Origin of the sequence: Streptosporangium sp. NPDC049248 (assembly GCF_040678965.1) — a bacterium.
Lineage (GTDB): Bacteria > Actinomycetota > Actinomycetes > Streptosporangiales > Streptosporangiaceae > Streptosporangium > Streptosporangium fukuiense.
Genome location: NZ_JBFAQY010000014.1, coordinates 68,073 through 89,719 on the forward strand (window position 1 = coordinate 68,073; position 21,647 = coordinate 89,719).

A 21,647-nucleotide genomic window follows, 5' to 3' on the forward strand; every position below is an offset into this window, starting at 1 on the left:
CTCATGAAGGTGACCGTCGACCAGGACAGGTGTGTCGCTTCCGGGCAGTGCGTGGTCGCCGCCGCGGAGGTGTTCGACCAGCGCGACGAGGACGGTGTCGTCGTGCTGCTCGACCCCGACCCGCCGGCGGAACAGGCCGCCGACGTTCGGCACGCCGCGACGGTCTGCCCGGCGCTGGCCATCCAGATCGAGGATTGACGTCCCGGTCAGTACGTTCGCGCCGTGCTCAGCCGCTTCCCTGACCGAGGCCGGCCAGGTGCACGGCCGATCGTACGATCTCCTCCAGGTGTTCGCTGTGCGCGCCGCGCCAGTAGATCTGGCCGCATTTCGAGCATCGGCCGTAGACGTCGTAGGAACGCCTGGTCCCGGCCTCCAGCAGGCGGTCGATCTCGTGCTTTTCGACGGGTATCAACTCTCCGTTGCAGGCCGTGCAGCGGGTCCACGGCCGTAGCGGCGGTGCGAACCGCTCCAGCAGGTCGTGAAGTTGGTCATGCGCCTTGTTGCCTCGCACGTAGGCGCCGAGCCAGAGCGCCCGGCGGCACAGCAGACCGTGGTCCTGGGTCAGCAGCACGCGGCGTTCCCTGTTCGCCTCGACGACCAGTGCGGGATCGTCCATGTCGTTGTAGTAGGTCGCGTCCACGCCCAGCAGCCGGAGCCTTCGCGCGAGGGTGCCCAGATGGACGTCGAGCAGGAACCTGGGCGCGTGCTGTCCCGGTTCGAGCGGCACTCGCTGGGGGCGGGGTACGGCGTGAACGTGGATCACATCACCGGCGGCGGGCTGGTAGGACGGGCCGACCTCCACGCCTTCGACGACCAAGGGCCCCACCTCCGGCAACGGAACACCGAGCGACTCCACGACATGTCCCAGCGTCGATGTCCCATCGGGCGCCACCCGCTGCCACTCGCTTCGCCGGCGCGCGGGCAGGAACAGCAGCAGCTCGGGGGCGACATGCAGGTGGACATCAGATTCGCTCACCCTGCCAGCATGCCATCCGCCACAGGCTCCGAGATGAATCAAACGGCCTCGAATGCGGGTTGACACGGTGCGGAGCACCCGGCCGCGCCACCGGGGCGCGGCACCTCCCGACTCGACATCGTTCATCCCCACCACAGGGGCGGGCCGGGCCCGCCAAAGGCGACCGGACCGGCTGCCGGCCACCTACCGGCGCACTCATGGAGTCACCTACTTCCACGGCCGCTACCGCGCCGGGCGACGACCGCCCAGGACCGCGGCTATTACGGCCACGCAGTAAGGTGAAGTCATGACGAGTGTAAATCACCGACATTGCTTTACGTATGAATGACAATCTCTTCCTCGGTGGAGTGTGCCGCGTATAGCTGTTTCCACGAGGTTTCGGCGGGACGAACCCCTGTAGGGGCGGCCAGGGCGAGTGCGTCAATAAATGCGAATAATGGTGTGACCGATTCGGTGAAGATTTTTTCGCACCGGATAAACGCCCGCTCACCTCGTAAGCAATTGAAATTCCATTCGCTGGCAACAGCTCTCTGTCAATCTCGGGTTCTGCGAGAAAGAGCCCCGACGACAGAGAGTGGGTCCACGTGAGGACGCGTCCGGGAGACCCCGCCATCCTCTGCGACATCGTGACCGCCGAGCTCGGGCGCGCGGGCGCCCGGGAGTGGTCGATCACTGATGACGGGCTCTGGTGCAAGGTCACGCCGGACACCTACGCGATCCCCGACCAGGGGTGGAAGCTGCACGTCTCCGCGACGATGCTCTCCGCCCCCGTGGTGCTCTCCCGCGTCTCGCGGGTGCTGGCCGGAGCCAGGTGCGCCTTCAAGTTCCCCGCCCGGCTGGACGACTACTGGAAATTCCTCGAACCGCACTGCAGCCGCGCGCAGGCCGGGAAGTTCGTCACCGTCTACCCGCGCGACGACGCGGAGTCGGTCCGCCTGGCCGCCCTGCTGGACGAGGTCACCCGGGGCCTTCCCGGACCCGTGATCCTCTCCGACCGCCCCTACCGGGCGGGCGGGATCGTGCACTACCGCTACGGCGCCTTCCGCGGGCACAGGACACTCGGCAACGACGGGTTCTACGAGATCCGGCTGCGCTCACCGGAGGGCCGCCTCGTCCTCGACGCGCGGGAGCCGCGCTTCTCCCCGCCGCCGTTCGCGGTCTGCCCGTTCGAGGCTCCGGCGGCGGGCCGGCGGCCCGGAGCGGCCGCGATCATGCTGAACGGCCGCTTCATCGTCCGCGAAGCCGTAAGGCACGCCAACCGGGGCGGGGTTTATCTCGCCGAGGACACCAGGACAGGGCGCGAGGTGGTCGTCAAGGAGGGCCGCCCGCACGCGTGCGCCGATCTGAGCGGCAGGGACGCGCGGGACCGGGTGGCGACGGAGCGCTCCCGCCTTGAGGATCTCGCGGTGACCGGGGTGGTGCCGGCCGTGGTGGACTTCTTCGAGCAGGGCGGGCACGCCTTCCTCGTCGAGGAGCGTGTGCCGGGGATCACGCTGCAACGCTGGTCGGACGGGAACGCCGGCCCGCTGGGCGAGAACGGCTTCGGCAACGGGGCGGCGGAGGTCCTGCCCCTCCTCGGCCGGCTGGTCGAGCTGCTGAAGGCGGTGCACGGCCGGGGGCACGTGTTCGGCGACCTCTCGCCGAACAACGTGATGCTGCTCCCCGGCGGCGGGCTCCGGCTCATCGACCTGGAGCACGCGGCCGTGCCGGGTGCCACCGTCATGGTGGGCGGGACCCCGGGCTACCTGGCGCCGGAGCTGGTGGAGCATGTCGGGGAACCCCGGCCCGCATCGGACGGCGGCGCCGACCTCTACAGCCTCGGCGCGATGGCGTACTTCCTCGCGGTCGGCGCCCACCTGGACCCGCCGGGCGCCCACCTGGACCCGCCGGGCCCCGGCCGGGTCGCGGCGGTGGCCACCGACAACCCCACGCTGGCCCTGCTGCGGCCACTGGTAGAGGGCCTGCTGGCGGCGGAGCCGGAACGCCGCTGGCCCCTGGAGCGATGCGAACGCTTCCTCGCCGGACGACTCACCCGCCGGCCGAGCGCCGTCGGGCCCACCGCCGGGCCCACCGCCGGGCCAGGCGCCGGGCCAGGCGCCGCGGAACCCGCCCGGCCGCCCCACCGGATCGATCGGCTGATCGACGACGGGATCGCGCACCTGGTGGAGGCGGCGGATCCGGACGGCGGCAGCCTGGCGGCGTGGTCCGACGCCTCCGGCGGGCCCGAGGCGGATCCGTGCTCGGTGCACGCCGGCGCGGCGGGCGTCCTCGGGGTCCTGACGCTGGCCATGCCCGCACCGGAGGCGTCCGCCGCGGTCGCCGCGCTCTCCCGCAGGCTGCGGCTGCGGCTGGCGGAGGAGGACGTCTGGCGGCCCGGCCTCCACTTCGGCCGCTCCGGAGCGGTGTGGGCGCTGCACGACGCGGCGGCGGCCCTGGACGACGCCGGGCTGGCCCGGTACGCGGTGCGGGCGGCGAGCCTGCTGCCGACGGATCACCCCGGCCCGGACGTGACGCACGGGCTGGCCGGATGCGGCATGACGGTCCTGCGCGTCGCGCTGGGGTCAGGCGATCCGGCGCTGATGGAACGCGCGGCCACGATCTTCCAGAATCTGCACGACGCGCGGTCGTACCTGGACGGCCACCCGCAGTGGCCGACACCGCGGACCTTCGACTCCGGCCTCGCCGGAGCCAACCACTTCGGTTTCGCGCACGGCCTCGCCGGGATCGGGACCGCACTGCTCCACGCGGGCCGGGTCCTCGACCGGCCGGACTGGACGGAGACCGTGCACGAGGTCGCCCGCGCCCTATACGCGCACGCGGACGTCGACGGCGACACCGCCTGGTGGCCGACCCTCCGCGGTGACCTGGGAACGGTGCGTCCCCGCAGGCCGTACTGGTGCAGCGGATCCTCCGGAATCGGCTCCTTCCTGGTGAGGTACTGGCGCGCCACCGGCGACCCGAAGGCACTGGACCTCGCGCGCGGGGCGGCGGCGGCCGTGCACCGCACCCGGTGGCAGTCGGGGCCGGTGCCGTGCCACGGGCTCCCCGGCGACGGCGAGTTCCTGCTCGACATGGCCGATCTCACCGGTGACGACCGCTACCACCGGTGGGCCCGGGACCTGGCCGCCTGCCTGGCGAGCAGGGCGGTCGGCCGTTCCGGCCGGCTGCTCGTGCCCGACGCCCAGGCGGGCTTCTCACCCACCTTCCTCGGAGGTACGGCGGGCGTCGTCGCCTTCCTCCTCCGGCTGCGTCACGGGCATCCCCGACTGTGGATGCCCGACGACGCCCCCAGACTCGCCGTTCGCGACGGGACGGCGATGAAAGAAGAGCGGGCCGTATCAGAGGCGGCCCCGCCGACCACAGGAGGTAAAGACCATGTCCTTCGACGTTGAGGACCTGCAGGCTCTCCAGGAGCTGGAGCCGGGCACCAACGAGGCGCTCCGGCTGACCCACTGCTTCAAGCACGCCGGCTGCACCGACGGCTGACGTGACAGGCGACTGATGTGAAGGCCCCGCCCTCCCGCTCCCGGGAGGGCGGGGCTCTGCCCGATCACCTGACGTTCGATCATCAGACAAGGACTGGTACGGCCGTGCGCGATCGTCCCCCCTCCGCCCCGGAGCCCCCTCCCGCCCCAGGGACCTGGCGCAGGGTCGTGCGGCTGTTCATGCCGTACCGGGCCGCCGTCTGCGTCCTCGTCGTGCTCATCGCCGCCTACTCAGCCATGAACGCCGCCGTCCCGCTGCTGACGCGGGTGGTCTTCGACCGGGCGCTCTTCGGGCCTGGCGGCCCCGACCTGCGGCTGCTCGCCCTGATCGCCGGGCTGGCCGCGGCGATCGCCTGCGCGGTGGGCGCCGTGGACCTGGGGCAGACGTGGCTGTCGGCCCGCGTCGCGCAGCGGGTGGTGCACGGGCTACGCACCGAGATGTTCGGCCGCCTGCAGCGCATGCCGCTCGCCTTCTTCGCCGCGGAGCGGGGCGGCGAGATCCAGTCGCGGCTGGCCGGCGACACCACGCAGATCGAGTACGCGGTCAAGGACACCCTGCCCGGCGCGCTCTCCGGCCTCATCGGATTCGTGGTCGCGGCCGGCGCGATGGTGACCCTGTCACCGGTGCTCGCGGGCGTCGCCCTGATCCTCGCGCCGCTCGTCCTGCTGGTGGCCTCCCGGTCGGGGCGGGCGCTCTCGACCCTGTCGGCCGACGGCCAGCGCACCCGGGCGGAGCTCTCCTCCATCATCGCCGAACGCCTGTCGCCGGGGGGCGTCACCATGGCCAGGGTGCACGGCAGGCGTCAGCAGGAGGCCGCCGGGTTCGCCGCGGAGAGCGAACGGCTGGCACGGCTGGGGATCCGTTCCGGCCTGGTGGCCCAGCTGGTGCTGAGCGTGGGCCACGTCTTCTTCGTGCTGACCCCCTACCTGGTGTTCGTGGCGGCGGGGCTGACCGGCGGGATCACTCCGGGCACCCTGGTCGCCTTCACCGTGCTGCAGGCGAGGCTCCACCAGCCCCTGTGGCAGATCCTGCACATCTCCACCGAGTTCCGCGCCGCCCAAGGGGCGTTCGAGAGGGTCTTCGGCTACCTCGACCTCCAGCCGGAGCCGGAGACGAGACAGAGCCCCGCCCCGGGCCCCGGCGCGCTCGCCGTCCGCGAGGCCGGCTTCCGCTACCCGGGGACGGGTGAGGAGGACCGTCCGGCGCTGTACGGCGTGAGCCTCGAGATCCCGGCCGCCTCCACCACGCTGGTGGTGGGCCCGAGCGGCTCGGGCAAGACGACGCTCGGCCACCTGCTCGCCGGGCTGCACCCGCCCACCGAGGGGACGGTCGTGATCGACGGGACGGAGTTCGGGGCGCCGTTGCCCGGACGGATCTGCATCGCCACGCAGGAGCCCTTCCTCTTCCAGGGATCGGTCGCCGACAACCTCAGATACGCCGCGCCCGGCGCCACGATGGACGATCTCGTGCGGTCCTGCCGGATCACCCGGATCCACGAGCGGATCGCGGCGCTCCCGGACGGCTACGACTCGCCGGCGGGCGAGCGGGGGGCACTGTTCTCCGGCGGCGAACGGCAGCGCATCGCCCTGGCCCGCGCGCTCCTGGCCGACGCGTCCGTGCTCGTACTCGACGAGGCGACCTCCGCGCTCGACCCGCTGACCGAGCTGGAGGTCGTCGAGGCGATCCTGGCGGAACGGGCCGGGCGGACGACCGTGATGATCACTCACAGGTTCGGCGTACTCGACTCCTTCGACACCGTCGTGGCGCTGGAGGAGGGGCGGGTGGTGGAGTACGGCCCGCGCCTCGACCTGCTCGGCGACCGGCACGGGCTGTATGCCCGGATGGTCCGCGCGCAGACCGGCGCGGCGTAACCTGCTCGGGGCCGCGCTCATGGAGGCGGGGCGGGCCACCGGCAGGCTCCGTCGGGTATGACTGGGGGATGCTCATCTTCGGACTCCGCACCGTGACCCACCGGCTCGGTGTGCTGACGCTTCTCTGCCGCAACTGCGGCAACACGGCGGCGCAGGTGCTGTCCAGGAAGGTCACCAAGTTCAGCCTGTTCTTCGTCCCGCTGTTCCCGGTGCGGACGAAGTACGGAGTGCAGTGCACTTTCTGCGGGGCGTCCTATGACATCTCGAAGGACGAGGCGGACCGTCTGGCGGTCCGCTGAGCGCCGCTCATGACGGGGTGGAAAGCTCCGGCGGGGCGTTCGGCCGGCCGGGCCCGCTGGGACGGCCAGGACCTGCGCGCCTTCACCGGCACCTACGGCGAATACCTTCTTGGCAAGGTCTCCAAGGTGTTCCCGCGGCTGCGCGAGGACGTCCTGTGAGCACCGCCCGTTATCCCACGGCGGCGTCCAGGGAGCCGATCACGTCCTCGGCGACCTGTCCCAGCCGCTCGCGCTGAGGAAAGTCGCCCACCGGCACGCGGGCCACCTCGCGCGCGGTCTCGTAGTCCACGACCGAGATCGCGTTCTTCTCGCTGAGCGACACCGAACAGTGCCGGCCGCCGGCGGCCGTGGTCGTCCAGTACGGCAGGCTCCCGGTGTCGTAGTGCACGTAACCCCGTGTGGTCAGCCCGGGGCGGTCGACGATCGCCACGTAGTCGTCGATCGTGCCGGCCACGCAGAGCTCGTCGCCGTCCGCCGACATCGCCATGCCGTGGTGCGCGGAGTTCTGCGGGTAGTCGTCGGCGGCGAGCCTGCCGCCCGCCTCGCTGAAGGGCATCTCCACCTGCCGGGTGATCTTCCCGGTGGTCAGATCGACCTCGGCGAAGCCGTTGAAGTAGGAGAACTGGGCGTACATCGTCCGGTTGTCGGGAGTGAACACCGCGGGGCGGATGCCGTACTCGAAGGTGTGTTTCCTGATCACCTTCAGCGTGGCGCTGTCCACGACGGTGAGCTGCCGAGCGCCTTTGAGCGCGTTCAGCGACCGAGGCAGGGAGGTGATGCCGATGCTGGAGTTGTAGAGGAGGCTGCCGTCGGGGGAGTAGTCGTTGGCGTGTGGGTAGGTGCCGGTCGGGATGTCGGTTACGAGCCTGCCGGTGGCGGTGTCGATCACCTGCGCCACGGAGGCCGTCGTCGCCGACACGACGAAGTGCCTGCCGTCGGCGGAGAGCGCCGCGTGGTCGGCCTTGAAGCCCTTGATCTTGTAGCGCCACAGCATCCTCCGGCCGGCGATGTCGAAGGCGACCGCGTCCGACAGGTTGCCGCGGGAGACGTACAGTGTGCGCCCGTCAGGGGAGACCGCCATGTCGTCGACGAGCTTGCGGTATCCCTGGATCCGGTTGACCGCCTCGTATCCCGCGCGCTCGACCGGGTTCATCGCCCTCAGGCGCTCGTCGAGATCCGGGACCGCGTCGAACGAGCCCAGGTTGCGGTAGGTGCGGCCGTCGACGAAGCTGACCGTTCCGCCCTGAGCGTTTCCCACCAGGAGCACCTCTCGCAGGGACGCCGACCGGGCCGCGGTGGCGGGGCCGATGAGGGCCGCCAGCAGTACGGCGGCCGCGGAGAGCGGCATGACGGATTTCAGGGAAGGTGCGCGCACGGTGTCGCCGTCCTCTCGGTCGATGGGCACTTCCGTGAGCTCGCGCCGCGGGACCGGTCGCCGTGGCCGATGGCGGGAGGGCGCACCCGCCCCGACGGCCGGGATCCGTTCAGGGGAGAACGCTACAGGCGCCCGCGGGCGGGCGCTTGTGAGCGTGTCAGCAATTCACCCGGCGGGATTGTCTCCGCTCTGACAACCCGGCGGGGGAGGCGCTCCGGGCCGCTGAGCGCGGTCAGCGATGTCACCGCTTCCCGGTCGACGTCTGGTTCCTCCCCAGGTAGGTACGCAGGTGCCGGGCGGTGAGCGAGTCCCCTTCCGAGACCAGGTCCGCGGGAGTGCCGGTGAAGACCACCCGGCCGCCGTCGTGGCCGGCACCCGGGCCGAGGTCGATGATCCAGTCGGCGTGGGCCATCACCGCCTGGTGGTGCTCGATGACGATGACCGTGTTGCCGTCGTCGACCAGCCGGTCCAGCAGGGCCAGGAGCTGGTCCACGTCCGCCAGGTGCAGGCCGGTGGTCGGCTCGTCCAGCACGTACGTGGTGGCCTTCTCCGCCATCCGGATGGCCAGCTTGAGCCGCTGCCGTTCGCCGCCGGACAGGGTGGTGAGCGGCTGGCCCAGGCCGAGGTAGCCCAGGCCCACGTCGGCGAGCCGGTCCAGGACGGCGCGGGCCGGGCCGGAGGCGAAGAAGTCGCGGGCCTCGGCCACCGACATGGCCAGCACCTCGCTGATGTCCTTGCCGCGCAGCTTGTGGGTGAGCACCTCGGGGGTGAACCGTCTCCCCTCGCACTGCTCGCACACCGACGCCACCCCGGCCATCATCGCCAGGTCGGTGTAGACCAGGCCGATGCCCTTGCAGTTCGGGCAGGCCCCCTCGGAGTTCGCGCTGAACAGGGCGGCCTTGACCCCGTTGGCCTTGGCGAAGGCGGTGCGGATCGCATCGAGCAGCCCGCTGTAGGTGGCCGGGTTGCTACGGCGCGACCCCCGGATCGGGGCCTGGTCGACCACCGCGACGTCGTCCAGGCGGTGGAGCGAGCCGTGGATCAGCGAGCTCTTGCCCGAGCCGGCCACGCCGGTGACCACGGTCAGCACGCCCAGCGGAATGTCGACGCTCACGTCTTTCAGGTTGTGCAGGCGGGCGCCGGTGATGGACAGCCGCCCGCTGGGCTGCCGTACCTTCTCACGCAGGCGGGCCCGGTGGTCCAGGTGGCGGCCGGTCAGGGAGTCCGACGCGCGCAGCCCGGCCACGTCGCCGGTGAAGCAGATCCGCCCGCCGGACGAACCGGCTCCGGGGCCGAGGTCGACCACGTGGTCGGCGATCTCGATCGTCTCCGGCTTGTGCTCGACCACCAGGACCGTGTTGCCCTTGTCGCGCAGCCGGAGCAACAGGCCGTTCATCCGCTCGATGTCGTGCGGGTGCAGGCCCACCGTGGGCTCGTCGAAGACGTAGGTGACGTCGGTCAGGCTGGAGCCCAGATGCCGGACCATCTTCACCCGCTGGGCCTCGCCTCCGGACAGGGTGGCCGATTCGCGGTCCAGGCTCAGGTAGCCCAGGCCGATCTCGACGAGCGAGTCCAGGGTGTCGCGCAGGGTGGCGACCAGCGGCCGTACCGACTCGTCCTCGATGTCCCGGACGAAGTCGGCCAGGTCGCTGATCTGCATGGCGGCGCAGTCGGCGATGTTGCGTCCGTTGATCTTCGAGCCGAGCGCGGCGGGGTTGAGCCTGGTGCCGCCGCACGCCGGGCAGTCGGTGAACGTCACGGCCCGGTCCACGAACGCCCGGATGTGCGGTTGCATCGACTCGCGGTCCTTGGCGAGGTAGAGCCGCCGCACCTTGACCAGCAGCCCCTCGTAGGTGGTGTTCATGGTGCCGATCTTGATCTTGGTGGCGGGTCTGTGCAGGAAGTCCTCCCACTGGGCCGGGGTGTAGTCCTTGAGCTTGACGTCGCGGTCGAAGTACCCGGAGTGGGCGATGTTCTGCCAGTACCACGAGTCCACATTGAAGTTCGGGACGGTGATCGCCCCCTCGTTGAGCGAGAGGTCGGTGTCGACCAGCTGGGAGACGTCGACGTCCGACACCCGGCCTAGCCCCTCGCACCCCGGGCACATGCCCTCGGCGCTGTTGAAGCTGAACGCGGTCGAGGTGCCGACGTGCGGGGTGCCGATCCGGCTGAAGACGATCCGCAGCATCGTCTGCGCGTCGGTCGCCGTGCCGACCGTGGAGCGGGAGTTGGCGCCCATCCGCTCCTGGTCGACGACGATCGCCGCGCTCAGGTTGCGCAGCGCGTCGACGTCGGGCCGGCCGAGGCTGGGCATGAACGACTGGACGAAGGCCGTGTAGGTCTCGTTGATCAGCCGCTGCGACTCCGCGGCGATGGTGCCGAAGACGAGGGAGGACTTTCCGGAGCCGGACACCCCGGTGAAGACGGTGAGCCGGCGCTTGGGAATGTCCAGCGAGATGTCGGCCAGGTTGTTCTCCCTGGCCCCGCGGACCTCGATCACGTCGTGGCTGTCCGCGGCGGCGCCGTGGTCGTCGGTGGGGGTGAAGGGGGACACAGACCTTCTCCTTGATATCCTTAGGGCGTAAAGAGATAGCCCGGCAAAGTTAGTTTATGCCGTAAGGAGTGGCAAATTGGTGGTCTTCGCCGGCCAGGGCGACGCGCGCCGTTCGATGGCCCTGCTGTGGCGTGCCGACAGCCCGGCGCAGGGACGGCCTGGACCGAAGCCCGCTCTGAGCGTGGACGAGATCCTGGACGCGGCCGTCGCCATCGCCGACGGGCAGGGGATGGCGGCGCTGTCCATGCGCGCGGTGGGCGAACGGCTCGGCCGCACCGCGATGGCCCTCTACACCTACGTGCCCAGCAAGAGCGAGCTGGTCGACCTGATGTACGACCGGGTCCTCGCCGAGCTGCCCGTCTCCTACGAGCTCGGGGCGGGCTGGCGGGCGGCCGTGACCTCCTGGGCGGGGCAGATGTGGGCGTTCTACCTGCGCCACCCGTGGGTGCTGCAGGTCTCGCAGGCGCGCCCGGTGCTGGGTCCCAACGAGTACGTCATGCTGGAGACGGTGCTGCGGATCCTCCGTGAGACGGGTCTTACGGCCGGGGCGCTGCGGCGTCTCGTCGGGGTGCTGTTCCACTTCGTGCGCGCGGCGGCGCAGACGGTCGCGGAGTCGCGCCAGGCCCCGGCGGCGACCGGGATGTCCGACGAGGAGTGGTGGTACGCCCGCTCGGCCGTGCTGGAGGAGGTCGCGCCGGACTTCGCCGAGCGGTTCCCGACGCTGACCTGGCTGGACGGCGAGGGCGCCTACCAGTCCGAGGACGAGAGCGTGCCCTACCTGGAACAGGAGGCCAAGGAGACCTTCGCGGCCGGTCTCGCCGTCCTGCTGGACGGCATCGAGGCGGCGATGGGCAGAGCCGGTCTCTGACCACCTGCGCGCTCCACGCCGGTCACGGTCTCCGTGCGGCCGGGAACCCTCCGGTTCCAGCCGCGTAGGGGAAGCCGAGGTCGCCTAATCAGGCCGTCTCGGGGCAGGGACAGTCCTATGAAAAATTTTCTCAAGGCCGTGGTGGCACGCCGGCTGGTCCGTACCCCGATCGGTCTGGCGATCCTGGCGGCGGGCTGGTTCATGGGACGGCGGCGCAGGCAGCGCGCGCTGAGACGGGGGGAGGAGCCGGACGGGGTGCGACGAGATGATTCGCGCGGGCGCGCGGTTCCGGTCCGTTCCGGTCGCAGGCGCTGATGACTCACCGCGTCCGCCGTACGACAGGGTTCGCCGCGCGGCCATGTGCGGCCGTCCGGTCGGTGTCCCGAAAACAGGCGGGACGGCCCGGTCGTCGACCGGGCCGTCCCGCCCGTCCCGAAGCTCAGTTGAACATCGCCTCCATGGTCTCGTGTGACTGCTCCTTCTTCGCGTCGGACTCGCTGCCCCAGCAGGTGTTGAGGATGATCCGGGTGCGGTCCTCCGACAGCGGCACCGTGCGGTGCAGCGTCGTGTCGGAGCGCAGGAAGTAGATGTCGCCGCTCTGGTGGGCGTAGGTGCTGATCGGGTAGCGGATGAGGTGGTCGTGGACCCGGGGGTCCTCCTTCACCCAGTTGGTGTGCGGAACGCACTGGAGCATGCCGCCGTACTCGCTGCTCGGCGCCTCCAGGATCCAGATGAGGGTGAAGCTGAAGTCGCCCCAGTGCCAGCCGTGGGTGTCGCCCTGCTTCTCCTGGCGGATGATGACGTACTTCTCCTCGTCCCAGGGGCAGTTGACGACGGGCTCGTTGGCCAGCCGGCCCAGGAAGTCCTTGAGGGCGGGGGAGTCGTAGAGCTCCGGGATCAGGGAGCTGTCCTGGGCGATGGACTGCTGGCTGACCGTGCTCATCTTGCGCGGGGAGTTGCTGGTCTCCTTGAGGTTGATGTCGATCCGGCGCGCGTGCAGGTCGAGCAGGCGCTCCACCTCGTCCGAGACGAGATCCTTGACCTCCTCGGAGACCACGTTCCGCAACTTGACGTAGCCGTTCCTGCGGAAATCATGGGAGAATTTGCGGATTTCCCAGGGGTCCTGAAAGGTCTTTTCGAGATGCTCCGCGATCCGGTCGTCGAGTGAGAGCGTCCCGAGGCCGGTCTCGTAGTCGTGAGTCGGCATACGGTTTCTCCTCCGTGGTTATCGAGGTTTCCAGAACCGTAACACGCGAGTGGTGTCCGCAATTAGTGTGCGTTGTCCGTCCGGTCCCCCTGTGAAAGCATGAGCGGATTCCATCCGATCGGCTTCAGAAATTACTCGGACTACGCAGGGACGAGCGTCATGAACACCAAAGTCACATTCGTCGAGCTGTCTGCATTCGAGGCCATCCTGCCCCTTGCCTCCGGTTACATGCAGGCTTACGCGCAGCATGATCCGGAGGTGGGGCCGCGATGTGATTTCGAGATCTTCTCCGCCCCGGTGTCCGCGGACAGAAAGGAGGTGATCGCAGAACTCCTGGAAAAGCGCAGCGACGTCTACGCCATCAGTTGCTACATCTGGAACATCGGATTCGCGCGCGCGGTGCTGGCCGCGCTGCACGAGCGTCTCCCGGCGGCCCAGTTCATCCTCGGCGGCCCCCAGGTCATGCTGCACGCCGAGGAGTACGTCGCCCCCGAGCAGGAGAACGTCGTCGTCTGCAACGGCGAGGGCGAGAAGACGATGCTGCAGTACCTGCGCCAGGTGATCGGCGACGACCCCGACTTCTCGGCCGTCGACGGGATCAGCTTCTGGCGGTCGGGGGAACTCGTCACCACCGAGGCCGCCGAGCGGGTACGCGACCTGATGGAGGTGCCCTCGCCCTTCACCTCCGGCGTCTTCGAGGAGGGCAAGTACACCACCGCCATCCTGGAGACCAATCGAGGATGCCCGTTCAGCTGCGGTTTCTGTTTCTGGGGCGCGGCGACCAACGACAAGGTCCACAAGTTCGAGGACCAGCGGGTCCGCGACGACATCACCTGGATCAGCAAGCACGACTTCGTGTCGATCTTCATCGCGGACGCCAACTGGGGCATGGCCCCGCGCGACGTGGAACTGACCCGCCACCTGGTGGAGTGCAGCGAGGAGAACGGCTACCCGGTGATGGTCTCGATGGCCGCGGCCAAGAACAAACCCGACCGGATGGCCGAGATCACCGAGATCCTCGTGCGGGGAGGACTGCTGACCAGCCAGCCCATCTCCCTGCAGTCGATGAGCTCCAGGACCCTGGAGCTGGTCGACCGCTCGAACATCAAGCCCGCGACCTACACCGAGCTGCAGAGAACGCTCAGGGAGAAGCGCATCAGCTCCTACATCGAGCTGATCTGGCCGCTTCCCGGAGAGACCCTGGAGTCATACAAGGAGGGAATCGCAGAACTGTGCCGGCTCCGTGCCGACACGCTCATCGTCTATCCGCAACTCCTGCTGCACAACACCTCGATATATGCCAAACGGGAGCTTCTCGGAGTGCAGGTGGAACGCGTTCCCAGTGACGTCACGGAGGCCGACGTGGTAGTCGGCACCAACTGGGTCAGCCGCGCGGAGTGCGAGCGTGGCACATGGTTCTACTACGCCGTCCACTCGCTCTACAACCTACGCGGCCTGTATTACCTCGCCAATTATCTGGAGAGGTCCGGAACAAGGCGGCTGGAGGATTTCTTCACCGATGCCGCGACGTATTTCGAGAGCCGCACCGACACCGAGGTCGCCGGTTTCTTCCGCGATTCCGTGCAGAAACTCTGGAACTATGACTTCCATAATTTCGGGATGGTCGCGCACCTCGTCCTGCACTCGCACCGCGAGGAGTTCGACGGACTGCTCGTCGACTTCGCCCGCGGTCAGTCCTGGTGGCGGGACGCCGGTGCGCGGGCCGCGTTCGAACTCGACCTGCTGGCCAGGCCCTACATCTACCTGGCCAGGCCCAGGCCGCCGGGCTACGACTTCACCGAGCTGCGCGTCGAGCCGCACGGGAAGACGGCCTCGGTCGTCGACATGCCCGCCGACCTGGCCGCCCTCCTCATCGACCTCGACGTGACCGGCCTGGAGGTCGGCCGGGAGCCTCTCACCCGGCTGGTGCTCGATCACCCGCGCGGGCGGAAGCTGCCCTTCATGCCCGAGCGCAGCCTGGAGCACAACGCCTCCTACTGCCAGGGCATGGTGCTGCGGCTGCGGGAGTACCTGCCCACCTGGCGGCCGGAGTCCGAGGTCGCCGCGCTGCCGGGCCGCCGCTGAGCCGCCTCGGCGGGGCCGCGTAGGGTCCGCCCCCGCCGCGGGCCGTGAGAAACAACCACCCGGCCCTCGTCGTGCGCGGGCATCCCGCCCGGCGGGATGCCCGCGGGCTCAGACCCCGGCCTTCGCCTCGGCCTTGGCCGACGCACCGTCCACCGCCTCGGCGAAGTCGGCGAGCACGGGGTTCTCGAACAGCACCCTGATCGGCACGTTCACGGTGAACGTCTCCCGTACCCGGGTGATCACCTGCGCGGCCACCAGGGAGTGACCGCCGATCTCCAGGAAGTCGTCCTCCCGGGCGACTCGCCTGAGCTTCAGCACCTCGGCCCAGATCCCGGCGATCGTCTGCTCCGTCGGTGTCCGCGGCGCGTCGAAGTCGTCCTCGCCGCCCCCGTCGCCGTCCATGCCGCCCTGGCCGGGTTCCGGCAGTGCCTGGCGGTCCACCTTGCCCGAGGAGGTCAGCGGCATCGCGTCCAGCGTCAGGTAGGAGGCGGGCAGCATGTACGCGGGCAGCGAGCCCTGCAGGAACCGGTGCAGCTCGCCGGTCAGGCCGCTGCGGTCGGCGATGATCCTGGAGGCGTCGTCGAGCACGACGTAGGCGACCAGCCGGTCGTCACGCACGACGACCGCCGCCTCGCGGACGCCCGGGTAACGGGTGATCGCCGCCTCGATCTCGGCCGGTTCCACCCGGAAACCGCGGATCTTCACCTGCGCGTCGACCCGGCCCACGTACTGCAGCCGGCCGTCGGGCAGGTAGCGGGCCAGGTCACCGGTGCGGTAGAGCCGTGCCCCCGGAGGGCCGTACGGATCGGGCATGAACGACCGCGCGGTCATGCCGGGCCTGCCCCGGTAGCCGTGGGCCAGACCGGCGCCGCCGACGTACAGCTCCCCGGGCACACCGGCCGGGAGCGGGTTGAGCCAGCGGTCCATCACGTAGGTCCTGAAGTTGGCCAGTGGCCGGCCGATCGGCGGGGTGTACGCCGCGGCGGGGTCGCACGCGCCCATCGTGGCGCACACGGTCGTCTCCGTCGGCCCGTAGGCGTTGACGAACCTGCGACCCGGCCCCCAGGTCCGCACCAGCCCGGTCGGGCACTGCTCGCCCGCGACCACCATCAACCTGACCGTGCCCAGCTCGTCGCCCCTGAGCGTGCTGAGGAACGTCGGCGGGAAGGTGGCCGCGGTCACGCCCTGGTCGCTGATGACCTTCGCCGTCTCCTGCGGGGTCATGCCCGAGGGGTCCAGCACGCACAGCGCCGACCCGTTCAGCAGCGCCATCGTGATCTCCCAGATCGAGGCGTCGAAGCTGAGCGAGGCGAAGAGCGCCACCCGGTCGTCGGGCGTCAGGGAGAACTCCCGTGACAGGGCCGAGGCGAGGTTGCTCACGCCGCGGTGCGGCACCTCCACCCCCTTGGGGTGGCCGGTCGATCCCGAGGTGTAGATGAGGTAGGCGATGGCGTCGGGCGCGGGCGTCACGCCGGGGCCGGTGGCCGGCTCCTCCGCCTCGATCGCGCTCCACCCGGTGTCCAGCTCGACCGTGCGCACCCGGCCGCCGCGCACCCGGCCGGCGTGCTCGGCCACGGTCAGGACCAGCCCGGTTCCGCTGTCGTCCAGGATGTGGCCGAGCCGGTCGGGCGGCAGCGCCGGGTCCAGCGGCAGGTAGACGCCGCCGGACTTGACGGTGCCGAGGAAGGCGACGAGCGCCTCGGCCGAGCGGCCGGTCATCGAGCCGACGACCTGGCCCGGCCGTATCCCGTCGCGGATCAGCCGGTGGGCCACCCGGTTGGCGCGCTCGTCCAGCTCACGGTAGGTCAGCCGCCGCTCGCCGCAGAGCACCGCGAGCGCGTCGGGGGCGGCGGCGGCGCGCGCCTCGAACAGCGCACCGATGCTCGCCCCCTCGTCGAAGGGGGTCTCGGTACGGTTCCATTCGGCGACCACCAGCCGCAGTTGCTCGGCGTCCAGCAGGGACAGGCGCGAGATGGGCCGGGCGGGGTCGCTCACGGCGTCGGTCAGGAGCGTGACGTACTGCTCGGCCCTGGTCCTGGCGCCGGGCGCGTCGAACAGGTCGAGCGCGTAGCGCAGCTCGCCCTCCAGCGAGCCGGGTACCAGGACCAGCGCCAGATCCGAGGCCAGCGGGAAGCGGTCCGCCACCAGCTCCGAGGTTCGCACGCCGGGCAGTCGCAGCGCGCTCCAGGCCGGGGCGGCCTGGTCGAACTCCGCCTGGTAGAGCGGCCGCACGCCGCTGGAGGTGTCCAGCCGCAGTTCCTCGGCGAGCCGGTGCGCCGGGTAGGAGCCGTGCGCGGCCGCCCCGTCGAGCGCGTCACGCACCCGGGCGACGACGGTGGCGAACGACGGGTCGCCCGCGCAGCCGATCCGGATCGGGAACACCGGGGCGCGGCCGTCGCCGGGCACGGGTACGCCGACCACCACCTCGTCCTGTCCCGACCAGCGGCACAGCGCGACGGCCCAGGCGGCCAGGGTGACGGCCCGGGTGTCGGTGTCGGTGCGGGGGGTGGCCGCCTCGGCCTGCCCCGACCAGCGCGACAGCGCCATCGCCCGCGCGGCCTGGGTGACGGCCCCATTGACGGCCCCGGTGACGGCCCCGGTGACGGCTCTGTCACCGAGGCCGGCCTCGCGTGCGAGGGCCTCGGCCCGCGCGACTGTCTCCGGCGGGACGCCGAAGGTCACCCGGGCGCCCGTGAGGCCCGGCACGGCGGGCCGGCCGCGGTCGGCGGGCAGGTCGAGGGCGGGGGGCGTACCGTCGAGCCGGTCACGCCAGTAGGCGAGATCGGCGGCGTCGCCGGCCTCCGTGGAGGGCGCGGCGCGACCGTTCGAACCGGCCGCGGGGGAGGCGTCGCCGGCGGCGCGTCCGCCGGAGGACGCGCCGGGGGAGCCGTGGTCGCCTGCGGAGACGCCGCCGGACGTGTGCCCGTCGGGGGAGAGGCCGTCGCGGGCGGCGGGGGAGCCGATCGCGCTCTGGTAGGCCCGGGAGATCTCCCCGGCGAGACCGGTCAGGACGCGCTCGTCGGCCACCAGCCGGTGCGCCGTCAGGACGAGCGCGTGGTCGTCGTCGGCCAGCCGGGCCAGGGCGATCCGGAGCGGCGGCCCCGCTTCGAGGTCGAGACCGCGGTTGGCCTGCTCGGAGACCAGGCGCGCCAGCGACTCCTCGCGGCGGCCCGGTTCGTGCCTGCCCAGTTCCACCGGCCGGGGAACGGCGACGGGCACGGTCGCGGGCTCGGTTGCGGGCACGGGGCCACCCGGCGGTGCCGGCCGTAGGTCCTCGCGCGCCTCCAGCACGTCCTCCAGCGCGGCGGTCAGGGCCTTCTCGTCCAGCGGCCCGCGTAGCCGTGCGGCGAGGGTGACCTGGTCGGTGTGGTCACCGGCGGATTTCGCCCGGTAGGACCTCCACTCGCTCCGCTGGATCGGCGACATGTCCGGCATGGGGTGCTCCAATCAGTGCCCTGCGTGGTCGAGTTCGAGATGGACGGGGACGCGGTCGACGCCCCACATGAGGTTCGAGCGCAGCCGCTTGACCGGCCCGGTGAGTTCCATATGGGCCACCCGGCGGGTCAGCTCCTCCAGCAGCACGCGCAGTTCGAACCTGGCCAGCGCCGCGCCGATGCACAGGTGCCTGCCGAGGCCGAACGTGAGATGCCGGTTGGGGGTGCGGCCGACGTCGAAGCGGCGCGCGTCGGGGAAGGCGTCCTCGTCGCGGTTGACGGCCGGGTGCCACACGCTGACCCGCTCACCGGCCCGGATGATCTGTTCTCCGATCCTCGTGTCGCGCAGCGCGGTGCGCATCACGTTGAGGCTGGGGGCGGTCCAGCGCAGCACCTCCTCCACGGCGGTCGGGATGAGCGAGGGGTCCTCGCGCAGTCGCCGCCACTCGCCGGGGTTCTCCACCAGGGCGATGACGGCTCCCGCCGAGGCGTGCCTGGTCGTCTCGTTGCCTCCGGTGATGAGGCCGTTGATGTTGAGCAGGATCTCCTCGTCGGTGAGGGGCGTTCCGTCGATCCGGCCGCGGATCAGCACGCTGATCACGTCGTCGCCGAGGTCGCCGCGCCGTTCGGCCAGCAGGTCGGCGTAGTACGCGAAGATGTTGGCGTTCGCCTCGGCCTTCTCCGCGTCGGAGATGACGTCGTCGGAGGTGGCGGAGCCGAACGCGGTGCGCGTCCACTGGATCATCAGGTCCCAGTCGGCACGGGGCACGCCCAGCAGTTCGCAGATGACCGAGAGCGGTAGCCTGCCCGCCACCGTGTCGACGAAGTCGAAGGAGTCCCTGGGCGCGTTCTCCTCCAGCATCCCGCCCACCGTCTCGCGCATCGCGCCTTCGAGGCGGCGCACCACCCGGGGAGTGAGCGCGGGGTTCATCACGTCGCGCAACTGGCTGTGGCGGCCGTCGGTGACGATGAGCATCTTGCCCGCGGCGGCGCGGGCGGCGGCCTCGGTCTGCCCGACCTGCATTCCCCGCTCGGAGGTGAAATTCGTCTTGTCGAGATAGACGGCCACGCCGTCGGCGTATTTGGTGAACGCCCAGAAACTCGGCCCCGCCGGCCTGGAGTTCCAGAAAATCGGCCGATGCTCCTGCAGGTAATGCAGGACACCGAGGCCGGAGTCGGGTGCCGTGTAGATGTCCGGGTCGGCGAGATCCAGCTCGTTCAGGTCAACCGTCGTGTCCACTGTCATGTGGAATTCCTCCGTGCGTACACATCAAAGATGTCCGTGTTCCTCAGCAGGGGATCCTGGCCGATGTCGACCTGGAATCCACGGCCGGTGAGATCGTCGCGTACGGATGCCAGCCTGCCGTCGATGTCATGGACCTGCATGACGATTTGGTCGACCGCGTCCCAGTCATCGGGGGCGATTCCAGCCAGCACATCGCACTCGGCTTTCTCGACGTTGATTTTCAGCAGGCCGATACGGTGCACGCCCTCGGCGGCCATCACCTCTGAGATCGTCCGCACCCGGCACTCCTGCTCCTCGGTGACGTGCCTGCCCTCGGCCATGTCCGTCACGTCCTCGGGAGCGAACCCGCTGTTGGCCAGGAAAGTCCTGGTCACCTCCGCATCGTGGCCGACGTCCGTGTACATCCCGGACATCGCGGTGGTCTCCGGATAGACGGTGAGAGTCGCCGTTCCCGGGGTATGGGAGAGCGCGCAGTCGAACGCCTTGGCGTTCAGGCCGTGGGCGGCCAGATTCGCGCACAGCGCGTCGTAAAGCGGCCGGGCAGGCTCGAAGGCAAGAATTCGAGTGCCCGGACATTCCCAGTGAAACGCCAGCGCTGCGATTCCTATGTTAGCGCCCACGTCGAACACCGTCATTCCCGGCTCAAGGCGCACGTCGTGTCTGAAGTAACTTCTGTCGCCCACGATGCTGCGATACTGCAGGCTGGTCTCGGCGGGATTGAGCTGGAATACCACATGTCCGTCCGGCAGTGTCATCTGGCGTACCCGCTGATTGTTTTCCAGGATGCCTCTCCGCTGATTTCGCATATCATCACCCTTAACAAAAAGCTTATTCCAGTCAACCAGAGGTGAAACCCGACAGGGACGGAATGATCTTATGGACACGCAGAGAACGGAAGTCAGGGCGCCGACGGAAAAGCCGCCCTCGCTCTGGCGCAATCCCGACTTCAACCGGCTCTGGGCCGGTCAGTCGATCTCGGTCCTCGGCTCCGAGCTGACCACCCTGGCTTTGCCGCTGACCGCGATCCTCATGCTGCAGGCCAGCTCCCTCGAGGTCGGTCTGCTCAACACCATGCGCACGATCGCCGCGCTGCTGCTGACGCTGATCGCCGGTGTGCTCATCGACCGCTACCGGCGCAGACCCCTCATGGTCGGCGCCGACATCGGGCGGGCCGTGGTCGTGGCCCTGATCCCGATCACGGCCTTCGCCGGGTTCATGGACATGTGGGTGCTCTACGTGGTCGCCGTGGTGGTCGGTGGCCTCTCGGTGGTCTTCGAGATCGCCTACGCCGCCTACATGCCGACGCTGCTGAGCGAGGAGCAGCTGGTGGCCGGCAACAGCCGGATGGCGGCGACCGAGTCGGTGGGCGCCATCGCGGGCTCCAGCGCCGGAGGCGTGCTCATCGACCTGTTCCGGCCGGCGTACGTGATGCTGGGAGACGCGATCTCCTTCCTGGTCTCCGCCTTCGCCCTGTCGCGCATCCGTCACGTCGAGCCGCCCGTCGAGCGCCAGGACAGCGGCGGGCGCGGCGCCGTCGCGGCGATGCTCCACGACATCAAGCACGGCCTGAGGGTCACCTACCGCAACGCCTACGCCCGCCCGCTGATCCTCAACTCCGCCGGGGCGAACTTCGGGTCGATGATGATCCTGACCCTGTTCATCCTCTACGCGGCCAGGGAGCTCCAGCTGTCGGGCACCTGGATCGGCTTCATCTACGCGGTGGGCAGCATCGGCGGCGTCATCGGCGCCGTCTTCGCGGGCAAGCTGTTCGAGAAGCTCGGCTACGGGCGCGGCATCATGACCGCCCTGATCGCGTTCCGGGTGCTGTGCTTCACGCCGTTCGTGGCCGGTCCGCAGTGGCTGCAGATCACCCTGTTCTCGGTGATCTGGTTCGTCACGGTGTTCGGCGTGGTGGCCGGGAACATCGGCCAGCTCACGCTCTTCCAGTACGTGATCCCCAACCACCTGCGCGGCCGGGTCATCGGCGCGAGCCGCGCGGTCTACCTCGGCATCCTGCCGCTGGCCGCGATGCTGGCCGGGGTGCTGGGCGAGCTGATCGGGGTCAAGCCCGCCATCTACGCCGGTGCCGCGTTCCTGCTGCCCTGGATCATCCTGCTCTTCCTGTCGCCGGTGCCGAACCTGCGCAGGCTGGAGGACGCCGAGATCCTGCAGGACATCGAGGAGCCGGCAGCGGAGCCCGCGGGAGAGCCCGCCGGGAGGCCCGGCGGGCGCGAGGACACCTGAGG

Annotated in this window: 16 protein-coding genes and 1 pseudogene; 10 read left to right on the forward strand and 7 right to left on the reverse strand. The window is 70.1% G+C overall.

The window, feature by feature from the left end; all coding sequences use genetic code 11:
• Positions 1 to 3 precede the first annotated feature (3 nt).
• Positions 4 to 198 (forward strand): ferredoxin, encoded by a 195-nt coding sequence (locus AB0K21_RS24600; RefSeq protein WP_343978882.1) that lies wholly within the window; start codon positions 4 to 6, stop codon positions 196 to 198.
• 28 nt (positions 199 to 226) lie between these two features.
• Here the strand turns inward: AB0K21_RS24600 and AB0K21_RS24605 are convergent, their stop codons facing one another.
• A complete protein-coding gene (locus AB0K21_RS24605) occupies positions 227 to 976 on the reverse strand; it encodes a Mut7-C RNAse domain-containing protein (protein WP_343978879.1) in 750 nt (249 codons plus the stop codon).
• Positions 977 to 1,103: 127 nt separating this feature from the next.
• Between AB0K21_RS24605 and AB0K21_RS24610 the strand changes: the two are divergent.
• The 5 genes and pseudogenes from AB0K21_RS24610 to AB0K21_RS24630 all read left to right on the forward strand — a co-directional run.
• Positions 1,104 to 1,202 (forward strand): annotated as a pseudogene (locus tag AB0K21_RS24610) (IS630 family transposase); the annotation flags it as partial.
• 358 nt (positions 1,203 to 1,560) lie between these two features.
• Complete coding sequence (gene lanL, locus AB0K21_RS24615) at positions 1,561 to 4,368, forward strand: class IV lanthionine synthetase LanL (protein WP_364153458.1); 2,808 nt, start codon at positions 1,561 to 1,563, stop codon at positions 4,366 to 4,368.
• Between the two features lie 198 nt (positions 4,369 to 4,566).
• Positions 4,567 to 6,333, forward strand: a complete 1,767-nt coding sequence (locus tag AB0K21_RS24620; RefSeq protein ID WP_364153461.1) for an ABC transporter ATP-binding protein — start codon at positions 4,567 to 4,569, stop codon at positions 6,331 to 6,333.
• 68 nt (positions 6,334 to 6,401) lie between these two features.
• Positions 6,402 to 6,632, forward strand: coding sequence for a zinc ribbon domain-containing protein (locus AB0K21_RS24625; RefSeq protein ID WP_030915582.1), 231 nt, complete (start codon positions 6,402 to 6,404; stop codon positions 6,630 to 6,632).
• A 9-nt stretch (positions 6,633 to 6,641) separates the two neighbouring features.
• Positions 6,642 to 6,791, forward strand: a complete 150-nt coding sequence (locus AB0K21_RS24630; protein ID WP_343982218.1) for a hypothetical protein — start codon at positions 6,642 to 6,644, stop codon at positions 6,789 to 6,791.
• Between the two features lie 10 nt (positions 6,792 to 6,801).
• On the opposite strand, the gene AB0K21_RS24635 is transcribed toward AB0K21_RS24630, so the two are convergent.
• Both AB0K21_RS24635 and AB0K21_RS24640 read right to left on the reverse strand, forming a co-directional pair.
• On the reverse strand, positions 6,802 to 8,037 hold the full coding sequence (locus AB0K21_RS24635) for a YncE family protein (RefSeq protein WP_364153465.1): 1,236 nt from the start codon (positions 8,035 to 8,037) through the stop codon (positions 6,802 to 6,804).
• A 211-nt stretch (positions 8,038 to 8,248) separates the two neighbouring features.
• Positions 8,249 to 10,561 carry an excinuclease ABC subunit UvrA gene (locus AB0K21_RS24640; protein WP_343982225.1) on the reverse strand — a complete coding sequence of 771 codons (2,313 nt, stop codon included), beginning with the start codon at positions 10,559 to 10,561 and terminating at the stop codon, positions 8,249 to 8,251.
• 76 nt (positions 10,562 to 10,637) lie between these two features.
• Between AB0K21_RS24640 and AB0K21_RS24645 the strand changes: the two genes are divergently transcribed.
• Entirely contained in the window at positions 10,638 to 11,429 is a 792-nt protein-coding gene (locus AB0K21_RS24645; RefSeq protein WP_343982228.1) for a TetR/AcrR family transcriptional regulator, read from the forward strand.
• A 117-nt stretch (positions 11,430 to 11,546) separates the two neighbouring features.
• Complete coding sequence (locus AB0K21_RS24650) at positions 11,547 to 11,744, forward strand: DUF6203 family protein (RefSeq protein WP_343982231.1); 198 nt, start codon at positions 11,547 to 11,549, stop codon at positions 11,742 to 11,744.
• Between the two features lie 124 nt (positions 11,745 to 11,868).
• On the opposite strand, the gene AB0K21_RS24655 is transcribed toward AB0K21_RS24650, so the two are convergent.
• Positions 11,869 to 12,636: a hypothetical protein gene (locus tag AB0K21_RS24655; RefSeq protein WP_343982235.1), complete on the reverse strand. Its 768-nt coding sequence runs from the start codon at positions 12,634 to 12,636 to the stop codon at positions 11,869 to 11,871.
• A gap of 159 nt (positions 12,637 to 12,795) precedes the next feature.
• Between AB0K21_RS24655 and AB0K21_RS24660 the strand changes: the two genes are divergently transcribed.
• Positions 12,796 to 14,721, forward strand: a complete 1,926-nt coding sequence (locus AB0K21_RS24660; protein WP_364153471.1) for a cobalamin-dependent protein — start codon at positions 12,796 to 12,798, stop codon at positions 14,719 to 14,721.
• Positions 14,722 to 14,829: 108 nt separating this feature from the next.
• Here AB0K21_RS24660 and AB0K21_RS24665 read toward each other — a convergent pair whose 3' ends face one another.
• The 3 genes from AB0K21_RS24665 to AB0K21_RS24675 are packed head-to-tail and all read right to left on the reverse strand — an operon-like array spanning position 14,830 to position 20,207.
• A complete protein-coding gene (locus tag AB0K21_RS24665; RefSeq protein WP_364153474.1) occupies positions 14,830 to 18,156 on the reverse strand; it encodes an amino acid adenylation domain-containing protein in 3,327 nt (1,108 codons plus the stop codon).
• A gap of 12 nt (positions 18,157 to 18,168) precedes the next feature.
• The gene (locus tag AB0K21_RS24670; protein WP_343962638.1) at positions 18,169 to 19,401 is read right to left on the reverse strand and encodes a cytochrome P450; all 1,233 of its coding nucleotides are present in this window, start codon (positions 19,399 to 19,401) and stop codon (positions 18,169 to 18,171) included.
• Positions 19,398 to 20,207 carry an FkbM family methyltransferase gene (locus AB0K21_RS24675; RefSeq protein ID WP_343962640.1) on the reverse strand — a complete coding sequence of 270 codons (810 nt, stop codon included), beginning with the start codon at positions 20,205 to 20,207 and terminating at the stop codon, positions 19,398 to 19,400. The genes AB0K21_RS24670 and AB0K21_RS24675 overlap by 4 nt, the downstream gene beginning before the upstream one ends.
• Positions 20,208 to 20,277: 70 nt before the next feature.
• On the opposite strand from AB0K21_RS24675, the gene AB0K21_RS24680 reads away from it, so the two are divergent.
• Positions 20,278 to 21,645, forward strand: a complete 1,368-nt coding sequence (locus AB0K21_RS24680; protein ID WP_343962642.1) for an MFS transporter — start codon at positions 20,278 to 20,280, stop codon at positions 21,643 to 21,645.
• The last annotated feature ends 2 nt before the right edge of the window (positions 21,646 to 21,647 follow it).

Bases quoted from the DNA above. Each gene is read 5' to 3' on its own strand.
- AB0K21_RS24600 (WP_343978882.1), top strand. From the start codon at position 4: ATGAAGGTGACCGTCGACCAGGACAGGTGTGTCGCTTCCGGGCAGTGC.
- AB0K21_RS24625 (WP_030915582.1), top strand. From the start codon at position 6,402: ATGCTCATCTTCGGACTCCGCACCGTGACCCACCGGCTCGGTGTGCTG.
- AB0K21_RS24630 (WP_343982218.1), top strand. From the start codon at position 6,642: ATGACGGGGTGGAAAGCTCCGGCGGGGCGTTCGGCCGGCCGGGCCCGC.
- AB0K21_RS24650 (WP_343982231.1), top strand. From the start codon at position 11,547: ATGAAAAATTTTCTCAAGGCCGTGGTGGCACGCCGGCTGGTCCGTACC.
- AB0K21_RS24655 (WP_343982235.1), bottom strand. From the start codon at position 12,636: ATGCCGACTCACGACTACGAGACCGGCCTCGGGACGCTCTCACTCGAC.
- AB0K21_RS24660 (WP_364153471.1), top strand. From the start codon at position 12,796: ATGAACACCAAAGTCACATTCGTCGAGCTGTCTGCATTCGAGGCCATC.
- AB0K21_RS24665 (WP_364153474.1), bottom strand. From the start codon at position 18,156: ATGCCGGACATGTCGCCGATCCAGCGGAGCGAGTGGAGGTCCTACCGG.
- AB0K21_RS24670 (WP_343962638.1), bottom strand. From the start codon at position 19,401: ATGACAGTGGACACGACGGTTGACCTGAACGAGCTGGATCTCGCCGAC.
- AB0K21_RS24675 (WP_343962640.1), bottom strand. From the start codon at position 20,207: ATGCGAAATCAGCGGAGAGGCATCCTGGAAAACAATCAGCGGGTACGC.
- AB0K21_RS24680 (WP_343962642.1), top strand. From the start codon at position 20,278: ATGGACACGCAGAGAACGGAAGTCAGGGCGCCGACGGAAAAGCCGCCC.